13 protein-coding genes and 2 tRNA genes are annotated in these 15,260 nt (G+C 31.3%); 4 read left to right on the top strand and 11 right to left on the bottom strand.

What is annotated here, in order from left to right; all coding sequences use genetic code 11:
• Window positions 1–195: 195 nt before the first annotated feature.
• The 5 genes from ACE3RB_RS07190 to ACE3RB_RS07170 form a co-directional block, all read right to left on the bottom strand.
• Window positions 196–969 carry a T9SS type A sorting domain-containing protein gene (locus ACE3RB_RS07190; protein ID WP_374463600.1) on the bottom strand — a complete coding sequence of 258 codons (774 nt, stop codon included), beginning with the start codon at window positions 967–969 and terminating at the stop codon, window positions 196–198.
• A 289-nt stretch (window positions 970–1,258) separates the two neighbouring features.
• Window positions 1,259–1,330: transfer RNA gene (locus ACE3RB_RS07185), tRNA-Glu, on the bottom strand.
• Window positions 1,331–1,411: 81 nt separating this feature from the next.
• Window positions 1,412–1,483 (bottom strand) — tRNA-Glu (locus ACE3RB_RS07180).
• Window positions 1,484–1,493: 10 nt separating this feature from the next.
• Window positions 1,494–1,748 carry a 30S ribosomal protein S20 gene (gene rpsT, locus ACE3RB_RS07175; protein WP_002983073.1) on the bottom strand — a complete coding sequence of 85 codons (255 nt, stop codon included), beginning with the start codon at window positions 1,746–1,748 and terminating at the stop codon, window positions 1,494–1,496.
• A 66-nt stretch (window positions 1,749–1,814) separates the two neighbouring features.
• A complete protein-coding gene (locus ACE3RB_RS07170; protein WP_002983076.1) occupies window positions 1,815–2,135 on the bottom strand; it encodes a hypothetical protein in 321 nt (106 codons plus the stop codon).
• A 277-nt stretch (window positions 2,136–2,412) separates the two neighbouring features.
• On the opposite strand from ACE3RB_RS07170, the gene ACE3RB_RS07165 reads away from it, so the two are divergent.
• From ACE3RB_RS07165 to ACE3RB_RS07150, 4 genes are all read left to right on the top strand, one after another.
• Window positions 2,413–4,560 carry a zincin-like metallopeptidase toxin domain-containing protein gene (locus ACE3RB_RS07165; protein WP_374463599.1) on the top strand — a complete coding sequence of 716 codons (2,148 nt, stop codon included), beginning with the start codon at window positions 2,413–2,415 and terminating at the stop codon, window positions 4,558–4,560.
• A gap of 2 nt (window positions 4,561–4,562) precedes the next feature.
• Window positions 4,563–4,919: a hypothetical protein gene (locus tag ACE3RB_RS07160; RefSeq protein WP_374463598.1), complete on the top strand. Its 357-nt coding sequence runs from the start codon at window positions 4,563–4,565 to the stop codon at window positions 4,917–4,919.
• A 1,077-nt stretch (window positions 4,920–5,996) separates the two neighbouring features.
• Window positions 5,997–6,323, top strand: coding sequence for a helix-turn-helix domain-containing protein (locus ACE3RB_RS07155; RefSeq protein ID WP_374463597.1), 327 nt, complete (start codon window positions 5,997–5,999; stop codon window positions 6,321–6,323).
• Window positions 6,324–6,650: 327 nt separating this feature from the next.
• A complete protein-coding gene (locus ACE3RB_RS07150; protein ID WP_374463596.1) occupies window positions 6,651–7,709 on the top strand; it encodes a hypothetical protein in 1,059 nt (352 codons plus the stop codon).
• A 93-nt stretch (window positions 7,710–7,802) separates the two neighbouring features.
• On the opposite strand, the gene ACE3RB_RS07145 is transcribed toward ACE3RB_RS07150, so the two are convergent.
• From ACE3RB_RS07145 to ACE3RB_RS07120, 6 genes are all read right to left on the bottom strand, one after another.
• The gene (locus ACE3RB_RS07145; RefSeq protein ID WP_374463595.1) at window positions 7,803–8,282 is read right to left on the bottom strand and encodes a hypothetical protein; all 480 of its coding nucleotides are present in this window, start codon (window positions 8,280–8,282) and stop codon (window positions 7,803–7,805) included.
• A gap of 14 nt (window positions 8,283–8,296) precedes the next feature.
• A complete protein-coding gene (locus tag ACE3RB_RS07140; protein WP_374463594.1) occupies window positions 8,297–9,499 on the bottom strand; it encodes an RHS repeat-associated core domain-containing protein in 1,203 nt (400 codons plus the stop codon).
• Between the two features lie 10 nt (window positions 9,500–9,509).
• Window positions 9,510–10,616: a hypothetical protein gene (locus ACE3RB_RS07135; RefSeq protein WP_374463593.1), complete on the bottom strand. Its 1,107-nt coding sequence runs from the start codon at window positions 10,614–10,616 to the stop codon at window positions 9,510–9,512.
• Complete coding sequence (locus ACE3RB_RS07130) at window positions 10,613–12,073, bottom strand: hypothetical protein (RefSeq protein WP_374463592.1); 1,461 nt, start codon at window positions 12,071–12,073, stop codon at window positions 10,613–10,615. The genes ACE3RB_RS07135 and ACE3RB_RS07130 overlap by 4 nt, the downstream gene beginning before the upstream one ends.
• A gap of 352 nt (window positions 12,074–12,425) precedes the next feature.
• Window positions 12,426–12,935, bottom strand: coding sequence for a hypothetical protein (locus ACE3RB_RS07125; protein WP_374463591.1), 510 nt, complete (start codon window positions 12,933–12,935; stop codon window positions 12,426–12,428).
• A gap of 849 nt (window positions 12,936–13,784) precedes the next feature.
• Window positions 13,785–15,014 carry a phage integrase SAM-like domain-containing protein gene (locus tag ACE3RB_RS07120; protein ID WP_374463590.1) on the bottom strand — a complete coding sequence of 410 codons (1,230 nt, stop codon included), beginning with the start codon at window positions 15,012–15,014 and terminating at the stop codon, window positions 13,785–13,787.
• Window positions 15,015–15,260 lie beyond the last annotated feature (246 nt).

The following is a 15,260-nucleotide window of genomic DNA, read 5'->3' as shown; positions in this document are numbered from 1 at the left end:
TTTAGCTTTTTGTAAATTTATAAATAAAATGATTATGTTGTTTATTTTATTTCATATTTATGTGATTTGTTAATAATTTGTTGATATTTGTGATTATGAATTTGTTTTATTTAATGTGATTTTTAAAACCGCTTTGAAAGTAAATGAAAAATACGGCAGGCTAGAACCTACCGTACTTTTGTTGTCGGTATTGAATTATTTAATTAAAACTTTTTTGGAATATGTTTTCCCGTCTTTAGTTTCTACGTTCATTATATAAAGACCGTCTGGTTGTCTGGGTTCAAATGTGTTTGATTTCAGTGTTGAACGGAATACCTCTTTTCCCGAAGTATTGAACAGTGTTACTTCAGAACCTTCCACCGGAACATTTCCTCCAAGAGTAATCTGTCCGTTTTGGCTGTGTGCCATAATGTTTACCAGAGGATCCTGATAGGCATAATAAATCCTGAAGCCACCACCCAGACTCAACACTCCTCCGGTTAAACCAATTCTTATTCCGTCATAAGGTTTTGTTGGCTTGAATTCTACTGTACCTCTGTTGGGAATTGCTCCCAGTTTAAGAAGGCTGACATCAATCGTTCTTCTGTCCTCATTGGATGTACCTCCATTCATTGTTTCAAGAGTTACACCACTTAATAATTGTACGGATAATGGAATGTTATCCGTCCCGATTCCTACAACCAGCCTTGTGTCTGATCTCAGGTCAGGAAAAATCAGCGTTTGCTGAATTCCTCCCAGTAGAGCCGTTCCCAATACCATTGTTGAATAATCATTTTCATTATCTCCTACGGCATTGAGCGGATTATCTATATGACATCCCAGGCACGCAACACCAAATACGCCTGAGCTTTGTGCATGCGCATAAATTCTGTTCTGAGCAAAGGACATTGTGCTGGCAGAAAATAAAAATAAAGCCATCAAACCAGCCTTAAAAGAAGTTCGGTTTCCCAAAAGTAAATTGAATTTCATGTTATATATTTTAGAGTGAATAGTTTTTATTCAAATGTAAGAATAAAAGGAAGAAACAGGAAATAATATTTCCATTATTAGTGATATTTTTAATAAAATTTAATATACTTCATCGTAATAATGGAAGTAGCATGACCTGCCTGGTTAATGATAAATTTACCAGAGGCTGTCACTTAATTTGATATTAGACTGAATAATGATGGCAGAAGCAGGAATCTGCGGATGCTTTGGAATAATAGCTGAAGTCTTGCATAGAAACGAAAAAAGGACTTCCGAAAAAGTCCTTTTGTAGCCCGTAGGGGAATCGAACCCCTCTTACCAGAATGAAAATCTGAGGTCCTAACCGATAGACGAACGGGCCGGTTAGTTATGTTTTATATAGCTTTACTACTTTGTCTTTAAAAAACCACTGATGTTATACAATGGTTTTTTAAGATGTAAGTAGCCCGTAGGGGAATCGAACCCCTCTTACCAGAATGAAAATCTGAGGTCCTAACCGATAGACGAACGGGCCGGCTATATTATTACGCTAATTTATTAACGTGCTTTGTTAATTTGCTTTTTAAGTTAGCCGCTTTGTTTTTGTGGATAATATTTTTCTTAGCTAATTTATCCAATAAAGCGATAACTTTTGGCAATTGTTCTGTAGCAGCAGCTTTGTTCTCTTCATTTCTTAAAGCTTTTAAAGCTGTTCTAGCAGTCTTGTGGTAATATCTGTTACGAAGTCTTCTAGTTTCGTTTTGTCTGATTCTCTTTAGTGCTGATTTATGATTTGCCATATCGTTTAAATGTGAGTGCAAAACTATAAACTTTTTTTTAAACTACCAAATTTATTTTTAAAAAAATTAATTTTCTTCTGATAGGTACTTTCTGAGTTTATTTATTGCCTGTTCTATTTTTAAATTTTCTTGTTCTTTTTCTAATTTTTTGATCGTATTTCCCAGCATGATCAGTGCATTGTTCCATTCTCCAGTAGTATTGGTGAAAGTAAGTCCGTCAATTGTTACTTCAAAAGCAACCCTTTCTCCAGTCCTGTAAAGTCTGAAACTGATTTTATCATCTTTGCCTGTAATCCCGTCTTCATTGATTTGTAAATCATAACTTTTTGGGTTAGAGTGGATTTTCTTAAAAAGCAATTTCGCTTCTTGTATTTTTAAATCCGGCATGATATAAAATTTGATAGCCTGTAGCAAACTACAAACAATGATTTATCAATATTATTTTTCATCAGTGTGACCATATTGTGTGACCAACTATGGCTAAAATTTTTGCAAATATAATGCTTTTGTTACATATAACATATATAGAATGCCTTTTAAATAATTCAATACATCACAAAGATTGATAGAATTTAGAAGAATGATTTAGAAATTAAACTCAAATAAAACGTCAACTTCTGTCGCTACCTGTATCTACATTTGGCTCACAATAAATTCAAATGATATGATACAAAGATTAGATTATGTCTTGAGCAGAGACATTGACAGCCCTTTAGGAGAAAACAGTGTGTTTTTTGAAACATTTGTTGTACCTCCAGAGTTAAAAGACAGTTATCCTCAATCAGAAAAATACAGTGTGGTTCATCATCAGGCTGTTTTTTGTGAAAGTGGAACAGAGGTTTTTGATAGGTATGAAAAAGATCCTATTGAGCCTGATTACTTTACAATTTATTACGAAATGACCTCCAAAAATACCAGTAATTTTTTTGGAACAGCATGTCGGGTAAAAATGGGAGATTATGCAAGGGAGCAATTGATAAAACACTATAATATTAAAGGAAAAACAATCAATTATGACGGAAATACTTTAGACAGAAGTGTATCGGATTTCAATAGTCTTATGAAAGTTATTGCAGAAGATTATGGAATTAATGCAACCCTTTTGAAAGGTGCTATTTATTTGGAAATATTGGATAAAAGCAAGATAAATGATGCTCTTAAAAAAGTATCTTCATTGAACAATCAATTGGCAGATTGGTTGAGTGGTGGTATAGAAGCTACTGAAAAATGGAAGTTCACAGAGGAAAATTACGACTACATAAAATATTATGTGTTGCCTATGTACAGCAACTATCAAAATAAAATAGGAACAATTGGCTTTCCGCAACAGGAAATGAAATACAAACCTGTAATTCCTATTCCTTTTCCTAACAATCAATACAAGAATATGTCCGAATCTCCACATATTGTGGCAAACGGTTTGAAAAATCTTAAAGATTTCATTGCTTCATTTGATGAAATTTCTACTGCTGCCGTTTTCAATATTGTACGGGCTACACCTACTATTGCGGATGAGATTCTTTTTGCTGTCACTTTTTTAGTGAAAAATGTTATAGAAGACAATATGCCTGAAAGCATTAAAATTGTATTCAACAAGCTAAAAATTGTTTTTAATGAGCTGCTGAATACTGTTTCAGGAATTGAAAACTTCATTAAAGCGGAACTCAATAGCGAGATAGCTAAAATTAATGCTTTCTTGTGTGGTTTACTCAATGGACTTATCTCATTGGTACAAACCATTATTATGCTTTTGTCTATGGTAGTGGAAAATTTTCCACTTTTTGAGATAGAAAAAAGCAGTCCTTTGGAATTGGCAAAGCATCAGGAAAAATTGGAATTTATAGAAGATTTTGTAGATTTATTTGCAAAAAACTCCAAAGAATTTTTTGAGGGTATTAAGAATCTCTTCAGTGAGGGAAAGATAGGGAGAGAAATTTCTCAGTTCTTTGATATGCTGAAAAAGAAATTCATCCAAATAAAAGACCTGAATGAGTATTTCTGGGCATACTTCATTGGTGCTGTTGCTTTTGAATTTATTTTAGATGCTGTTATTGCTTATTTTACAGGAGGTAGTTCCTTAGCAGCACAAGTTTCTGCGAAGATCAGCAGAATAACAGCTAAGGCAGAGCAAGCAGGAGCAAAAGCTCTTAATTTTGGAAAAGGTTTAGGAAAGAAAGTTGCTAATTCTGCAAAAGACCTTTATAAATGGTTGGAAAAGGAGTTTTTGGAATTGGTAGAAGCGATAAAGAATGGAAGATTAGCAAATTACTTAAAGACCAAATTTAATCAATTATTAGGCAGAGAAGAAGAGGTTTTTGATGAATTGTTGGATGAATTAGGCTGGGAAGGAAAAGAAGCGAGTAAACGTGGAAAATTCTTGGGCAGAGAATATATGAATAACAGGCAAATGAAGGCTCTCGAAAAATACATTGCGGAAGTTTTAGGAGATGTTGGAATAGTTATGCGAAAGGGAGAAGATAAGTTTTTAGATGCCAGTGGAGCTCAAGCGGGTTTCTCTCCAGTGAGCAGAGAGTTATTCTTTAGAAGAAGATTTACTTTTTATGAGGCTTTTCACGAAATACAACACGCTTTGGAATTTAAACTTTTAGGAAAAGAAGCGTATTTGGCTGGAGCCAACGGAACAAGAGTAGAAAAAGTAATTAGAACCTACAAAAGAGAAAAATATGTGTATGACAGAATAATGGAAAAGAAGCATTTGTTTAATGAGTTAGAATTAAAAGATGCCGACAGAGTTTTAAATATAGCTATTAAAAGACTTGAGGAACTTGGTATTAATGTTAAAAATTTATAAATATGGAAGATAAAGCTAAAGAAAAACAACTTATAGAGGTTGCTTTAAAAACCTTAGATCAATTGAAATTTAGTTATGATAAAAGTGAAGAAGAGCTTGAATCTATGACTGCGTATTATAATAAAAGAGAAAAAATGTTTGATGAAAAAGAATGGGATTACTATAATGTTTCTTTTTATACAGAATATAATGAAGTATTTGGAGAAGCAAAATTATGTACTTGTTACATAGATGCAGAAACAATGAAAGTAAAAGGGATCCAAGTTGATCATGGGGTGTGGGAAATTATTTACAATGATAAAGGAGAAGCAAAGAACAAAAAATTTATAAGCCCTTCTTTTCCTTACAACAAGCAATAAATGTGAAGAAAAAATGAGACAATTGAAAAAATAAATCAACAGACAACAAAAAGGCAAAAATCATTAAACATGGCGAAAAATGGCAAGAATTGTTGAAGAGGTCTACAAAACCAATCCGAACACAAAAGTCCATAGTAATTATAAAATTCCAACGAAAGTGGGAATAAAAGCGAAATTGATGTTTTGATTGAATCAGCAATTAATATTTTGAAATTAAAATTGCGATTGAATGCAAAAAATACAAAGCAAAAGTTTCGGTTGATAAAATCGAAGTTTTCAATTCTAAATGTCAGAGAATCCCATCAATCAATAAGAAAATTTTTTGTTCCTCAAATAGGACTTCAGAAAGATGCAATTGCTTTGCATAAAGCGTATACAAGAGTTCTTTTAAAATTTGTGTATGCCGTTGAATTTTGGAATAAACAATCCCTGAATCTTACTGATCAGGGATTGTTTATTGTTGTAGCCTATAGGGGAATATCACCCTGTGACCCATTTAATTAATATTCAATAACTTACATTTCTCTCTTGTAAATTGGGGACATTTTGGGGACTTGTGTCTTAATTTGACCTCAATTCTTTAAAGAATAATGTGGTTGCAAAATTAAGCAATTTTTCTAACATTACAATTATAGTATGATTTAAGTGTATTGTATAATGTAATGCTTCCAAAAGAAATTATAAAAAAATGTAAGTATTTAAAAAATAATAAAAATTTGGCACGATTATTGATAGGAGGTTAATTAGAAGGTTAAACAATGCTTTTGTTAAATAAATAGCATAAATCAACTTTCATTAAATATTTTGACAAATAAAAGTTGAAATATTATAGAAAACCTATAAATGTTACATTAGCATTGATAGGTTTTTTGCTTTAAAGGCAATAAGTAAAATTTTGCTGTTTAACAGGATTATGTCATTTAATTAAAAATGTATTAAATAGAATAGTAGAAAAAGAATAATAAACATATAATAATTTGAGATAGATTAAAGACCTTTTGAATGAGGAGGCCTTTTTTTTATACCCAAAAAATTATTATGCGTGAAATAGTAATTAATATAAAAATAAAATAAAAAATGAGTAAAAATATTGAAAACTCAAATGTTATTACTGCACTTACACAGTTTTTAACAGCTTTTTCCTCAGTAAATAATTCTGATGAAAAAATGAATGTAATTCTTTCTAAAATAGAAAGTATTGAAAAAGTTTCTTCAAATGTAGATGAAGAATATTTATTAACTAATGAGGTATGTAAACTTACTAGAAAAACGAGACCTACTATTATTGATTGGCGTAAAAAAGGTATTTTAAAACCTTTTGGTAAATCAGGGAGAAATTATCTTTACAGGAAAAGCGATGTATTGAATTTTATTAGTAATTCAGGAAAGGTTTGTAATGCCTGAGCTGTAATCTTTAATAACCAAATCAAATAAAAAATTATGAATAAAATCGTAACAAATCATTCTAAACTTCTTATAATCTGAGGTTTTAGAACTATAATCTATAAAAGTCTGAACATTCTAGACCCTTTCAGGCTTTAAAACTAAAATTTTAAAGTTAATCTATAATCTGCATTGGAAAATCCCTTTGTATAGGGTTTCTATTGCCTAAAAATTAAATAATTATGTTCAGACAGATATATAACAAAATAAGAATAACGGGAGCTAATGCTCCTGTTTTCATTAAAAATAGTGATGTGAATTTTTTGTACAACCTTAAAACCGCTTATAATGTTAGATAATATAAAACTACAATTTAAAGATAAAACCGTTGTAGAAAAGTGGTTAAATGCTAATGGAGATAAATTTCCTACTGTACAGAGAAAACACATCACTACAAATGTTGCGGAATCCAAACAAAAAACTTTAGTAGAGAAATGTTTAGATGTTCTTAGGAATAATATTCCTGCTTTGCAGAAAAAGAAAACAACGGAAAATAAAGCCTCATTTACGACTTATCCTATAATAGCTGATGTAGAGAATCTAAAATTAAGAATAAGCGAAAAGATGGCTGTTTTAGAGGGTTCTATACATAAGTATTTTAATCATTTAGTACATAAAGATTTAAGTAGTAGGGGTAATGATGATTACAGTCATTTAGAGGATAATAATTATAATGATTTCTACCATACGCAGATTCTACAGGCATTGGAAACATTACAGGAATTTTTTGAGGGACTGGATTTAAATGATGCGACCATAACGGAGCTAGAGTTCGGTTTCAATTTAAAAGTGGAACATGATCCAGATTATTATATTAACTATAATTTTCTGCTGTATGATTATAAAGCCCCAACAAGTAATTATAATGACGCTAATACAGGCTTTGTAAAATTCTTACATAGTAAATTCGGCTTTAAGGTGTACAGTAAAAAGAAACAAAAACATTTACATACTAATATTATGAGGGTCGAGATTGTTTTAAAGTCTAACCATTTAAGGGAACTGGGTATAAATCAATTCGGTGATTTATTTGCGGATAGTAGTATAGAGAAATTGTACGCATACTTTTGTGAGAAAATGAATAATTTTATTTTGACAGATAACCGAAACCAAAAAGAAGGACTTGCAGAAAATGTAAAACAGACGATTGGAAATTATTTAGAGCCCTCATTTTGGCGTGATTTAAAGGGTAAACCTAATCTCAACAGGGTTAAACAAAAGTTTCAAAAGTTACTGGCAGAAAATGATATGTTGCAAACAAAAGAGTATTTCAAAGACCTTTTGGATAGGAAATATGAACAGCTATTTTATGGGGTTGTGGATGATTATATACAAGATATAGAATAGTATAAATGATTGATTATTCAACAATGTATATAATGAAAAACAAATCAAAATGAAAAAGTAGGAGAGTTTTCTTGCCTTCCTACTTTTTTCTTTTTAATTCAAATACTTTTCTTTAAAAACTCCAAATTTTGTAGTTCTGATTATGTCGTAATCATCAGTATTAGATAAATATTTCTTTGAATAGTTGTTATAAATTTTATAATTTTCTTTATCTAATTTAGTAGGAATTTCCTTCACGAAATCATTCAAATTTACAGCACAATTCAAATCAATTGAATCTAATGGAGCTATTTTAATATCACTATCTGACATAAAGCTCAATGATAAAGAATCTCCTTTATAAACCATTTTCAAATGATTTTTAATATCTTTATGTGGAATAATCAATGTATCTTTAGTATTATTTTTAATATTTAAAAAATTCTCAACATAGATATTATATGTTTTCAAATCATTTCCTTTAAAAACTACATATTGATAATGAGTATTTATAGAGTAATTGTTTTCATGTCTGCTATTACTACAACAGATTGTAATTAATGAAATAATTAATATGTATACTTTATCTTTCATAATGTAATATAGTCTTAATTTCCAGTAGCACCATTTTTTACATCTCTATAATTGTTATTTATCAATTTTTGAAATTCAGGTGTTGTTTTTTTAAAGAATGATGATTTAGTTGTTTGGTATTCATAAATTTTAAGATGCTCGTTACGTTGCCCTTTAGTCGAAATATCTCTAGGTTTTACATTGACTGAAAAATGGCTTGGAGTTTTTGCGCTTCCTTCGTGCTCCATAGTGCTCATAAAGTTATACTTATTATTTAATTTAGAATCAACTTTATGTTCGTTGACTTGAATGCTAATTGTCTTTTCTTCCTTATTGCTCTGCATCAAACAATCGTAACAATATTGCCCACCATTAAATGTTTTATATTCTCCTTTGTCTCTATCTGGGCTACCTCCTGAATAAACTTTATCATTCCACATAGCAACAGAAACGGATTCATTTCTTAAATTTCCGACATCAACTCCAGCTTGATCGGCATAATAATTTCCAATATTTATTAACGTTTGCATATTGCCCTTATTAAAACTATAATCTTTTAATTCGGTTGATAGCCAAGGGGCTGTATTTAATTTTCCCGTGATAGGGTTTTGAAAATCTATAACAATATTATTTGTTGGTTTATTGTCTGTGTATAAAAATTGTCCAAATTGGTTAAAATGGTCATCAGGGGGCACAACAGAAAAAGGGGCTCTACCGTCAGGATCAACATTTTTAACAGGGTTGTTAAATGCATAGTTATATGGCGACCAGCTAGAAAATTCTTCACTAAGTGGATCAGGACTGATCCAGCGCCCTGCGGTATCTAAATATGGTTGTGCATCAGGATCACTCAAATCTATTTTCCTGAACTCTGTAATTTCTTTTGTTCTTCTGTCAAATTTTACCGAGCCGATATTCACAACTTTTTCCAAATCGTGAAACTCTAGATATTTTCCTTTACTAAGTGTTGCAATCTTTGGATAAACCCCATATTTAGCAAAGGGATTTCCGACAGCGATATTTTTTCTTCGTCTTTCGGCTTCTTCTGGTGTTATTGTGTCCTTTGTTTTCAATACCTCATCCATATATGGACGATTACGCTCTTCCTTTGTTAGTTTCACAGGGTTTACCCACTTCTTTTCGGTTTTCTGTTTCTGTACTGTTGAGTTCTTTTTCTTGACCTGTGCCTGTGTCAAGCCTGTTAACCCTGCAAAAGCAATCAATAATATTCTTTTCATAGTCATTTGGTTATTTTGTAAAGTTATTTATTAATTTCTTATTCTCGTATTTACCTCTTTCAGTTTTTAATGATACCAACCAATCCAAATACATTTCTTCGGGCATTTGTCTATATCCAATCTCATAAATATGTCCGTATTCCTTATTCATTACATCCATTAACTCCTTAGCTTTCGGGTCTTGCTGTTGTACAAGTTTCATACTTTCAGGATTATCTATTTTAAGGTTATGTTTATCCATTAGCCTTATAAATTGCTCTTTGTGGGTTTCAGCTCTTAATATTAATGCTTTGGCAAAATTAGGGTAAATCTCTAATGCTCTATTGACTGTTTTCAATACAAATTCTCCGTCATTTCCTGGAAAACTTCTGTTATAAGCCTGTGCTAAATCAAACAGACATAATGCTAAACTTTCCTTATTGTTCAAGGCTTTCATAAATACACCATTTTTAATAGCATCCAAATGAATATACCCCGAAGCTGTCAACCATGCATCAATTGGAAAAATACCACTTGTAAGCTCTGTATTAAACCAACCTCCTGCTTTAATGTTGTGCTTGATGTAAACATGATTCGGTGCTAACGCCAGATTTGCATCTGCTCCGATTTCTTCGGCTAAAATCTTGTACAGGTATGGCATTGAATTGCAATTCCCTTTTTTTGTTGCTAATAATTTTGATACAAACAAATTCGTAATGTCATTATGCCCGAATACATCTGTAAAATCATAAGAAAATGGTTTATACTGTATTACTGTATCTTTTGTGGCAACAGGCAAAGACTGGCACATAATTGAATATACAGTAGCATATTTGCTTACTTTGTCTTTATCTGCTTCTTTGTAGGTTAAATCTCGGCTCTGTAAAATGGAGTTAGCAAAGTTCTTTAAAAAGGCTATTTCTCCGTTTAATTTATCAATATCTAACTTACCCTGATAATACGCATTTTCCACGCTAAAAACGGCTTCTTTGAAGCTGTATTGTTGTCTATCATTAAGCATATTGTCAATAGTTTGGTAAGCATCATTGTAAAATTGGTTATTTTGTGCTTTAGTTATTCCTGTATTCAAAAATAATAACACAATTAAAAAGAATGTTTTTTGTAAATTTTTCATCATAGTTTATTTGGATCAATTGGGAAATACTTAGGCTTTTGTTCTTGTTTTTTCTTTTTAATGGCTTCCTGTTCTTGCTTTTCCTTTTGTTTTTGAAGTTGGTACAAACGTATTCTTTGCGCCAGTGCTTCACTTTCCTGTTTGCCCTTTTCTGTTTTCAGGCTTCCAAGCCATGCTTCATACTCAGATGCAGGCATTTCTGCATATCCCAAATTATCAATATGCTTAAACTGTTCTTGAAGTTGTTTAAATTGCTCAACTGCTTTTGGGAAATAACCGACATTCTGCATGTCTCTTTTATCATCAGGATTAATGCCTAATTGTTTTAATACGGATAATATTCTTGCCCGATCAACATTTGCCTTTTCCATATTCTGCGCTATTCCATTAGGGTATAATTCTAATGCTTTTTCAATTACTTTGCCTACAAATTCATCATATCCGAATTTATGCACATATCCCCTCGCTAAATCAAAATATGCCATTGCCAAAAGTTCCTTTTTGGTTAGGTTTTCCATGTAGATTTTATTCTGTAATGCTTCTGATTTAATATATCCTGATTCTAATAAAAAGGTATTAGTAGAAAAAACTCCGTTAGTGAGTTCTATATTTCTCATTTCTCCCTCATCATCCACAAAACGGATATAAGAATGGTTTGGGGCTAATGACAAATAGGCTTCTGTTCCCATAGCTTCCGCAAGAATAAGATAATACAACGGCATTGAGTGGCATTGCCCCGATCCTGTTTTAAGAAGTTTTGATACAAACATTTTGGAATAATCCTTTTCGCCCAAATAATCCTTAAAATCGTATTCAAAGGCTTTGTGGGTAGTTCCTCCCAATTTCATATCCTTAGAAAAATACTCAAAAATCATCAGATTTTTAGAAACATGGCTTTCAGTATCCTGTTTCTGTTCTTTCATTTTCTGCAACAGTTGTTTTGCAGTTCTCTGTATTCCCGATTTAAATTGTTGCAAATTCTGTTTATTGTCATAAAAAGCATTCTCCACAGTGAAATTAGCTTCTGCTAATGAATAGTTTTCTGTATCCATTCCAGAAAGTTTGCTAAATGCATCATAATATGCCTGTGTTCCTGCTTTTCCTGATAAGGAAGGCATTTTGTATGATATGCTTCTGCCGCCCTCTACCCATTTATGGAACTGCATTTGTTGAACTTCTACCATATCTTGTTCTATACCTCGCATTATAGCATCATTTTGTGATCTTGCCTGTGATTCGTAAGCCTTATGTTGTTGAACTGTATTTGAGGATTTTTGATAAGAACTTGGTAAAGATGGCTCATAGTTCCTTTTGGAAGTCCTGCTATTTGTAGGACTTCCAAAATTATTATTAGAATAATTACCTAAACTACTTGCTTGTGGAGTAGGAAAGTTTGGGATTTGTCCGAAACTTACAATACTTAAACACAATAAGGGAAAAACGTGTAGTTTTTTCATCATGGATATTAATATTTTAGTTTGTTTTGTGTTTCCTGCAATTTACAATTTTTCTATGACTGGTGAAAATAACAATCTATATAAGTTTTTCACAAATGTATTTTGGCATAGCGTCAAAACGTGACGTGTTATAAACGGATTTAATTATTTTACCTTTCCTCTGTTAAAATGCTTTCGTAGTCTATCAGTAATAAACTTTAAACCAGACAGCAAATAATAAGCACACCCAATATACAAAACAGCAAATGAGATTAACATCAGGAATAAATTAATGTCGTCCCAAATGCTATATGGCTTAAAAGGTGGACTATAACATCCAAATCCAATTGTAGAGGTTAGAGACTGTATTATCATTTTATTTGTGCTTTTGAGTAAATGTTTTTCTATTTCTAAGGAGATAAATAGCAAAGCAGATTATCCCTAATAACATTAGCCATTGCCAAGATTTATTTTGATTAGGTGATTCACTATTTAAAGTGATATTTGGGTTGTAATCGCTTGTATTAACACTTGTATTGCTTGAGCTTTCAACAGGATTTTTAGGAGTTGTTAATTGACTAAACACATCGGGATTATTTCCCATTGCTCCTCTTCTAAATTCTGCTGTTTCGGGTGAAACCTCTAATTCTTCACTTTTATATTTAATAGAGTCCAAGCTGGATGAGTATTCTTCTAATTTTTTTAATTTAAGTGGTGGTGGGAGTGGACTATTTGGGGGCGCTTCATTGCTGTTTATTCCGCTACCTGTTCTATTATACATACTTGATTCGATAGGAAAAGAAGCAGGGAGGTTGTCTTGTGTTTGAGCTGGTAATTTTGCGTAAAAAGCAAAAGTTAGTAAAGTCAGCGATAAATAATTTTTCATACCTTTTAATTTGTTGTTAGGCAACAAAAAAGCGTGAACTAATTCTATGCTTCGTTAAAAAGGTATTTGGCGTAACCTAACAAACCAAAGCAGAACAGCCCACGCCAAAGCGTGAGAGTTCAACTTTATTTGCTCGGTTTGTTATTTTAAAATCGCCAAATTTTATTTAACAAGCAAATAAGTCTAACACTTATTTATTTCCGTTGATGTCTTCTAAATGAACATATTAGCCATTTAGATTGTTTTCTATATCAATAATTAAACCATTTTAAAATGTTGATTATTGCAAATTTGAGGAAATTATTCAAAAGATAATTGCTCTTTTCCAATTTTTATTAAATATGTGTCGATATTGTACCCATATCAGTCTAAGGGATACCCTGAAAAGGCGTTTTTGCCTACACCCCCTGCCTTTTACATCCAATAAATTATTTTCACTAACCATTTAGCAATCTCAGCATTTTTTCAGATACTTTTTCAGAGAACGTCTACAACTTCATAAACCATGTAGCTGTTATTGTGTAGATGATTGATTATTCAATGATGTATGTATTGAAAAAGGAATCAAGGGGATTGATATATCAAAACAAAGGTGTGATGCACTCCTAAAAATGGAATTGTTTATTTTTACTATAAATAAAAGCATTAAAAAAGAGCTAAAATTCATTGTTAAAAATTCTAGCTCCTTATATATTCTATATGTGTAATATGGTACTAAAAATGCTTTCCTGTTGATGTTTCAAAATAATAAGGTAGTGCAATTTTTAATGATATGATGAACGCAATAGAAAAAACCAGATTTCTGCGATAGCAAATATCAGGTTCATAAAATTTTTATATACCGTTTTATTATTTCACAATTTCAGGTTCTTTCTTTACAGTCCAGTGAGAATGTAAGTTTTCAGCTACCATTTCTTTTGAAAAATTAACATATTTCTTAAAGGATTTATAGTCTTTATGTCCTGTAATTTTTCTAATGAGTTCTTCATTCATTCCTAATGTTAAAGAATTGGTTATAAAAAATGATCTACCATAATGAACAGTAATAAATTTATTTGCAGGTTGCTCTAAAATAATGTTATTACCGCCTGAGTGCTTTGTAAACTTTACAGTGTGAGTAAATTCTATCTCTTCAAACAAATCTTTCAATATTCGGTTACATGTTTGATTTGGTGGAACATTCATTTTACCAAAATGCTCGAATTGAGCATCTAAAATTGCCTTTGCTTGTGGAAGTAAGGGGATAGTTAAATTTTCCCTCGTTTTCTTGATGTGTAAATTCAAAAATTTGTCATCATAATCGTTTTTAGTGATTAATGAAATATCAATATAACGGAGACCTGTATAACAACTTAGAATAAAAATGTCTCGTATGCAATTCTTTAACTCATTTTTAAAATCTTGTGTTCTAAGTTTTTCGATAACTTCTGCCGTTAATACAACTTTATCAGTCTCATAGCTGGGTAAATCAAATTGTTTGTAATCAGTAGTGTTATGATAACCTCTTTTATACGTCCAATTTAGAAAAGCTTTCAGATTTTTACAGTATTTGTTAATTGTAGAGTTCAAAAACTCTTTTTCAATCAGATAATTTTGAAAGTAGTCATTAAAAACCAAATTAAATGATTGCATATCAACACTATATTTTTTTTCTTTTTCAAATTCTAAAATTGTCTTTTTTAGAGTGTTATATGCCTTTATGGTATTTTCGGAGGAAATAGGAGTTTTTAATTTAATAAACTCGTCAATTACGTTTGAAAAAGAACGATTATCTGTATTTGTGTGTTCAGGATTGATTTTTTTATCAAATTCATTTCTGAATAAATCTATTGTTAAATCTTTCCTGTCCCTTAAATAGTCCCTCTCAATTTCATTAATAATATGTTGAATGTTTTCTAGTTTCAGATTTTTGTTTTCGGAATTGGGTGCTAATGGTTTTACTTTAGTTCCGCTCCATTGATTTGGCTTGACCTTTACACCTGTTGAGCGTTTTACTCTTGAACCATTAATTATTATACTAAAGTGGATTAATGTTTCATCCTTAGATTTTGGTTCTTTCAAATAGAAATTAACGTTCATATCAAATATTTATTTAAAGTTAAAAATAATTTTGAGATAGAATATTAATTTAAAAAGAATGGGGACATCTTAGGGACAAAAAACACTTTACGGGACTTTACACTACTTTATATTGCTAAAAATAAAACCCCTGATAAACATTGTTTAAAAGGGGTCTTTAGCTAATCTTGCGTAAAGCTATGTATAGCTTTCGGTAGCCTATAGGGGAATCGAACCCCTGTTGCAAGAATGAAAATCTTGAGTCCT

This window comes from Chryseobacterium sp., assembly GCF_041914225.1.
GTDB lineage: Bacteria > Bacteroidota > Bacteroidia > Flavobacteriales > Weeksellaceae > Chryseobacterium.
The sequence above is the reverse complement of the archived record's forward strand: the minus strand, read 5'-3'. Positions and strand labels throughout refer to the sequence as shown.